This window comes from Catenibacterium sp. (assembly GCF_052354645.1).
GTDB lineage: Bacteria > Bacillota_I > Bacilli_A > Erysipelotrichales > Coprobacillaceae > Catenibacterium > Catenibacterium mitsuoka_A.
The window spans coordinates 1-7,300 of sequence record NZ_DAWDDM010000089.1; the positions used below are offsets into that span (position 1 = coordinate 1).

The window sequence follows — 7,300 nt, forward strand, 5'->3', positions numbered from 1 at the left end:
GAACTACTAGCTAAGGGCATTAAGAATAGAATAATAATTACAAAAGTTAAAATCGACATCAACATATAATATTGAAATGGAATTAAAAAATATACTCTTAAAACATTATATATACAAACTGCTCCAACAATCCCAAAAACCAAAACTAGCAATAAAAAACTAATCAAACTTTTTCTAGTAAGTGTTTCACCTATCATAACCTTATCTTCCATATTTTTTCCTCCTTAAAGATTAGATGATTAAGCTATTTTTTTGAATAATTATTTTCTTTTAAAAGATTTCTCTGTTCAAATGATATCATTTATATTTTCTATGAGAAAATTTTATCAAGGAATCTTTAGCTTTTCAACATTTTGCTATATTTTATTGAAAATTAGTAGTGGAAAGGCATGCCACTAACATTATGAGGTTGATCTCTTTGCCAATACAATCTTCCAGGATAATAAACTACCATTTGAATACCCATAATCAACAGGTGACGATTTAAGAGAAATGTAGAGCAGAAATATTCAGGATATATACTATCTGTCTATGACTGATAGTAAATGATTTCTATAGGTATTTCTTGATTTTATCCATAACAGTCTTTCCCATCTTTCTATGGTTAAACCTATACTCCTGTTCATTCAGGAATAAAGGCATCTCTCTTCTAGTTATTCCATGATATATCCCAGTAATACTACTTTTAATATTACCGATTATTATATGAGCTCTAAACATAGTAAATAAGCGAAAAATCACCACCCATTTACATAAAAAGAGATAACCAGTCACGGTTATCTCTTAAGCCCTTAATGACACAAGGCTTTCCTAGTTATTTTCCTGATATACTCTATTATCTAAATGTACAAAACGTTCTTTGATTTCCTGTGTACGTCCCTTATTCCAGAAGTTATCACCAAGATAACCACATGTTCTACGACATACATTTAAAGTCTTATGGTTTCTATTACCACAGTTAGGACAATACCATTCATTGTTTTCATCTAATAAGATTTCTCCAGAGAAACCACATTCCTGACAATAGTCAGACTTAGTATTGATTTCAGCGTACTGGATTGTTTCATACATATAGTTAATTAATTCTTTCATGGCATCAAAGTTATTTGTCATATTAGTCACTTCTACATAACTAATAGCCCCTCCAGAAGAAATCTTCTGGAACTTCGCTTCAAAGCCTAATTTAGAGAATGCATCAATATGTTCTCTTACATTGACATGATAAGAATTAGTAATATAGTCTTTATCTGTTACACCAGGGACGATACCAAATCTCTTCTTTAATGCACGTGCTAATGTATAAGTAGTAGATTCTGCAGGCGTACCATATAAGGCAAATCCTAAACCTGTATCCTTCTTCCACTTATCACATGTACTTCTTAATTTCTGCATAATTTCAAGAGCTAATGCATCGCCTTCTTCAGTAGTATGAGACTGACCAATTAATGCCACTACACATTCATATAAACCAATATAACCTAATGATAATGTAGAATAACAAGTATCTAATAATGAATCAATCTTTTCTCCTGGTTTTAATCTTGCGATGGCCCCATACTGCCAATGAATTGGAGAAATATCTGAAGGAGTACCCTTTAAGCTTTCATGTCTTAACATTAATGCTTCATAGCATAAATCTAGACGTTCATCTAGAATCTTCCAGAATGAATCCATATTCTTGTTAGCTGATAAACCAACATCAGTTAAGTTAAGTGTGACTACACCCTGGTTAAAACGACCATACCACTGATATTCACCTTTTTCATTCTTCCATGGAGATAAGAATGAACGACATCCCATACATGGGAATACTTGTCCTTCATAGTTTTCTCTCATGATCTTTGCGCTGATGAAATCAGGCATCATACGCTTAGATACACATTTAACCGCTAAATCTGTTAAATAACGATACTGTGAATCATCAGGCACATTATTATCATCTAATACATAAAGTAATTTAGGGAATGCTGGAGTGACATAAGCACCCACAGGATTCTTCATACCGATATATCTCTGTTTTAAGATTTCTTCAATTAATAAAGCTGTTTCTTCAATATAGTCTGGTTCTTCTCTTAAATACATGAAAATAGATAAGAATGGAGCCTGACCATTAGTTGTAGAGAATGTATTGATCTGATACTGGATAGTCTGTACACCTGCTTTGATTTCTTCATGAAGACGAGACTTTGCGATCTTTTCAATCTGTTCTTCTGTATAATCAATACCTACTTCTTTGCCTTCTTTTCTTACAGCCTTTAAGTGTTTCTTATATGATACACGTACATAAGGTGCTAAATGAGAAATAGAGATTGTCTGTCCTCCATACTGACCATTAGCCACCTGCTGAACAATCTGAGTTGCAACAGTACATGCTGTCTGTAAAGACTTAGGTGTTTCAATCAATTTATCATTAATAACTGTACCATTCGCAAACATATCCTTTAAGTTTACTAGATCACAGTTATGCATCTTCTGGATATAGTAATCCATATCATGGAAATGAATAATACCATCATCATGTGCCTGTACAATCTTTGGTGGTAATAATAAACGGCGGCAATAGTCTCTAGAGAATTCACCAGCAATTAAGTCTCTCTGAGTAGCTAATACAGTCGCATCTTTATTAGAGTTTTCATCCATTGCTTCTTTATTAGTCTGATTGACAATACCATAAATCGCATTATCAATTGTATTAGTTTCTCTTTGGAACTCTCTTACCTTACGATAGCCTTCATAAGCCTTAGCAGTAAGTACTTCTCCCTTTTCAATTAACTTTTCAAAAACCTGTCCTTCAATACGATAAATGCTGATAGATGCTGCTCCACTTGATTTATGCCAGTCTTCAATTTCATGTGAGATCTTAGATGCAATTTCAGGTTTCACAATACCGCTGCCATAGCGCATAGCCTTTAAAATCGCATTTTCAATCTTACTTCCATCAAAAGCTACCTTTGAGCCATCTCTCTTGATTACCTCCATGTTATTTACCCTCCTCATAAGAAAATCTATTAGGATGAAATACCTAATAGATTTTTTTCTAATTCTATATTAGTCTAAATTAGTTGCACATGCAACTAATATGCTTGAGATAAAAAAAATATCTCACAAATAATTTATTAACATGAAAAAATGTTGAATTTATCAACGTTTTTTTAATTATCGATAAACATCAAGAATGTTTACCCTTAAACAGTATAAAAACCCATGAGCCTAATGTCAAGCATTTCTCATGGGTTTCTTTTTTTCGCAATGTTGAAAGCGAATTAACCTAAATCTTCACCATTGCTTGCAACAACTTTCTTATACCAGTCAAATGAATCTTTCTTGCTTCGTTCTAGTGTACCGCTTCCATCATTGTTACAATCTACATAAATAAAGCCATAACGTTTCTTCATTTCACCTGTAGTGAAAGAGACACAGTCAATGCAGCCCCATGGTGTATATCCCATTAAATCAACACCATCGATTTCTACAGCTTTTTTCATCTGTTCAATATGTGCTCTTAAGTAATCTACACGATATGGGTCATGACAGCTACCATCTTCTTCCTTCTTATCAATCGCACCAAAACCATTTTCTACAATAAATAATGGTTTTTCATATCTTTCATACATCTGATTTAATGCATAACGTAAACCTTCTGGATCAATAGCCCAACCCCAGTCAGATACTTTGATATAAGGGTTTGCGACTGAATGTTCACTAGAACCATCTAATGACTTAGAAACATCAATATGTGCTGTAGAGTCTACAGTATTAGTCATGTAATAAGAGAAACCAATATAATCTACTGTACCTGCAGCTAAAGCTTTTTTATCTTCTTCAGTGATATCTAAGTTAAAGCCTTTGTTTTCAAACATCTTTAAAGCATAACGTGGATAATGGCCACGGCACTGTACATCGCAGAAGAACCATCTCTGATGCATCATTTCAGTAGATAATACCATATCTGCTGGACGGCAAGAGAATGGATAAGTAGGAACCATCGCAATCATATTACCGATTAAGAAGTTAGGATTGATTTCATGACCAATCTTCACTGCCTTTGCACTGGCTACTAATTCATAATGACCACACTGATACATTGCTTCTTCTGGATTATCATAGTTTCCAAAATGAGCACCACTGTTAGTCCATCCGAAAATATCATTCTTATAGTTCATCTGATTGTTGATTTCATTGAAAGTCATCCAGTATTTAACTTTATCTTTATATCTCTTGAAACATACTTCTGCGAACTTTACAAAGAAATCAATAGTCTTTCTGTTCATGAATCCGCCATATTCTTTCGCAAGATGATAAGGCATTTCAAAATGAGATAATGTGATAACTGGTTCAATATCATATTTTAATAATTCATCAAATACATCATCATAGAACTGTAAACCTTCTTCATCTGGCTGTTCTTCATCACCTAATGGGAAGATTCTTGTCCAGGCAATAGATGTTCTAAAACATTTAAAGCCCATTTCTGCGAATAGCTTGATATCTTCCTTGTAATGATGATAGAAATCAATACCGATATGGTTTGGATAATATAATCCTTCTTTTACACCATCAGTAATCACACGTGGTGTTGATACGTTTCCACCTGTCATTACATCGGCAACACTTAAGCCTTTAGTAGTGTCTAATACACCGCCTTCAAACTGGTGAGCTGCTAAAGCACCACCCCATAGGAAATCCTTTGGTAAACTCATACACTTCCTCCTTTAATATACTCTAGTGCACATTTTTCTAATGCAAGATAAGTCTTCAATGTCTCTAGATCTTCTATTTTTATTTTATCAAAGCTTCTTTCAATATAGTGATTTTTTTCAATATATGATTTACTTTCATCAAAGTAAAGATCAAATATAAAGGCAATATAAGAAATCCACATATCTAAATGTGTTTTTCTTGTAGGAGCATAAATAAGTTGATGTTTACAGAACTGTTGATAGACTTCATCCGTTATAGATTCTTTTCCTGCTTCCTCATAAGTCACACCTAGTAAGACTATATCCTTTTCTACATCTTTAACACGAAAATGATCTAATTTATCTGCATCTCTAATCATATGTATGTAAAAGAGTTCTTCTTCACTAAAGCCTTCTTCTACTTTGTATTTATTATGCTGTTCTATAGCATGCTTAATAATAGTGTCATATGTATCTTCTTCTATGAATTCTCTAATAAGTCCCTCTTCAAATAATACATGAGAAGAATACATTGCATGATCCACTGTTTCTCTATCTAGGAAAGAATGATATAAGCGAAACTGTTCAAAACGACCTATATCATGTAATAGGCCGATTAATAAGCATAAGTCTTTTTCTTCAGTTTTACCTTTCATATCACATAGTTCACCCATAACATCCATTACTTTATAAGAATGCACATATTTAAGATGAATATGCGGGATAGAGAGATCATAACGATTGATATAATTATCAAATGCCTTTTTCGCATGTTCTAAATTAATCATGTAGAACCTCTAATACTTTTTTCAAATCAGCAAGAGGAACCTGTCCTGGTGCACTCGCATCCTTAGCTGTCGCAAAGGTCATGCATGAACCAAAGTATTCGCCCATCATTCGTGACAAGCGTCCTAGTTTACCCATGGACATAGTAATAATAGGTTTTCCTAAACGCTGACTTGAATAAAGAGTGGCTTCTAGAAGTGTTAATAGGTCTTCTTTACTTTCAGGCATAACAGCAAGTTTAGGTAAATCAGCTCCTAATATTTCCATCTTTTCTAGTGTTTCCTGCATATCTTCTCTTGATGGTGTTTCATCAAAATGATGTACACTCATAATAACATGAACACCCTTCTTATGAGCATACTGAACAAGTTCCATCACAGATTCATATCCCTGCGATAACTCAATATCTACTAGATCCACATGAGCATCACAGATTTCTTTAATACAATGTATATACTCTAGAGAAGTAAGTTCTCCTTCTCCTCCTTCACTCACAGTACGGATTGTACCTAATACAAGTCTATCTGTATGTTTCTTAATTTCTTCTAATGCATCTGTCAAATGCCCTTCTTTTAATCCTTCATAGAAATCAAGTCTAATTTCTACTACATCATAATCTAAATCCTTATAAGAATCTAAAGTATCAATAATATCTTCTTTAGTTGTATCTACAATAGGAAGACAAATCTTAGGTGTTCCTTCTCCAAATACAACATTCTTTATATCTAATACATTATGCTTCGTAATGACAGGCATATAAAAACCCCCTTATTTCTCTTAATGTTTTATCATATTGATCACCTAATAAGAAATGTGGTGAACCTTTAATCACCTTATGTACACAATAAGGCAATGATGACTGAATAAAAGTAAAATCAGAATCCTTGATGACATCATGTTCACCAGATAGTAATAAAGCTGGAATCTTGAGTTCTGATAAGTAATCTGCAGTAAAATGTGGCTCTTTTGTCATAAATGAAATGAGCTTAAAACGTATTCTTGATCTCTTATCATATATACAGAATATTGGCAATAAGAGTAATGTCATATACATATGGAGACGATAATACCATTTAATGCCTTGAGGAGTGGCATTAGGTGAAAGAAGTGCCATATGTTTTAAACGGTCATCTTTTCCTGCAAGTGTAAGTGCGATATTCGCACCATCACTAAAGCCAATGACATCATATGCTTCTAAATCTAATTCATTTGCGACATCCATCACATCCTGAGCCATACGATCTAGTGTTAAAGGACCACTCTTAATAGATTTACCATGATAACGTGAATCCATTGCGATTAATTGATAATCATTTTCTAAATCCTTGATTAATTGATCATATATTTTTCTATTTTCCTGATTACCATGTAATAAGATAATCGGATAACCATTTCCATGTACTTCATAATATATTTTCATAGCATTACCTCGCTTTGACCACATTATAACACATATTAAACAACTATGAAAAAAGTGACTTGTTAATGTGTTTAACAGTCACTCTCATCACAAATCAAAATAACATCGATATATACAATGTTTTTCTAATATCATACAGTGCAGAAAATGTAGTAATATATTATTTCTTCACTATCCATTTACCACTTCTATTAGAGCCTTCTCTTTCTACTAACCCATTTAAACGCAAATATTGAATGATGTTTTGAATCTGTTTTCTAGATAGATTAAACTCTTCCATTAGCTTAACCTGTGTTACAAAAGGATTTTCTCTCATTCTATTAAGTATCTCCAACCTTCTTTCAGTTCCTTTTTTGGCACCTTTTGCATCAACTTAGACTCCTTTTACCTCAAATTCGTCTCCTTTATCATAAAA

7 protein-coding genes are annotated in these 7,300 nt (G+C 33.1%); all 7 read right to left on the bottom strand.

All coding sequences use genetic code 11. The features are described from left to right. A partial coding sequence (locus tag ACT8VG_RS05415; protein ID WP_444195352.1) for a hypothetical protein occupies positions 1 to 212 on the bottom strand: 212 nt, incomplete at its 3' end. Positions 213 to 810: 598 nt separating this feature from the next. Beyond that, entirely contained in the window at positions 811 to 2,979 is a 2,169-nt protein-coding gene (gene nrdD, locus ACT8VG_RS05420) for an anaerobic ribonucleoside-triphosphate reductase (protein ID WP_444195353.1), read from the bottom strand. Between the two features lie 284 nt (positions 2,980 to 3,263). Further along, on the bottom strand, positions 3,264 to 4,700 hold the full coding sequence (locus tag ACT8VG_RS05425; RefSeq protein WP_444195354.1) for a 6-phospho-beta-glucosidase: 1,437 nt from the start codon (positions 4,698 to 4,700) through the stop codon (positions 3,264 to 3,266). Beyond that, positions 4,697 to 5,467 carry an HD domain-containing protein gene (locus ACT8VG_RS05430; protein WP_444195355.1) on the bottom strand — a complete coding sequence of 257 codons (771 nt, stop codon included), beginning with the start codon at positions 5,465 to 5,467 and terminating at the stop codon, positions 4,697 to 4,699. The genes ACT8VG_RS05425 and ACT8VG_RS05430 overlap by 4 nt, the downstream gene beginning before the upstream one ends. Continuing rightward, positions 5,460 to 6,221: a type I 3-dehydroquinate dehydratase gene (gene aroD, locus ACT8VG_RS05435; protein ID WP_444195356.1), complete on the bottom strand. Its 762-nt coding sequence runs from the start codon at positions 6,219 to 6,221 to the stop codon at positions 5,460 to 5,462. The genes ACT8VG_RS05430 and aroD overlap by 8 nt, the downstream gene beginning before the upstream one ends. Beyond that, positions 6,199 to 6,885: an alpha/beta fold hydrolase gene (locus tag ACT8VG_RS05440; RefSeq protein ID WP_444195357.1), complete on the bottom strand. Its 687-nt coding sequence runs from the start codon at positions 6,883 to 6,885 to the stop codon at positions 6,199 to 6,201. Before ACT8VG_RS05440 ends, aroD begins: the two co-directional genes overlap by 23 nt. A gap of 160 nt (positions 6,886 to 7,045) precedes the next feature. Further along, entirely contained in the window at positions 7,046 to 7,219 is a 174-nt protein-coding gene (locus tag ACT8VG_RS05445; protein WP_440247572.1) for a MarR family transcriptional regulator, read from the bottom strand. Between the last annotated feature and the right edge of the window lie 81 nt (positions 7,220 to 7,300).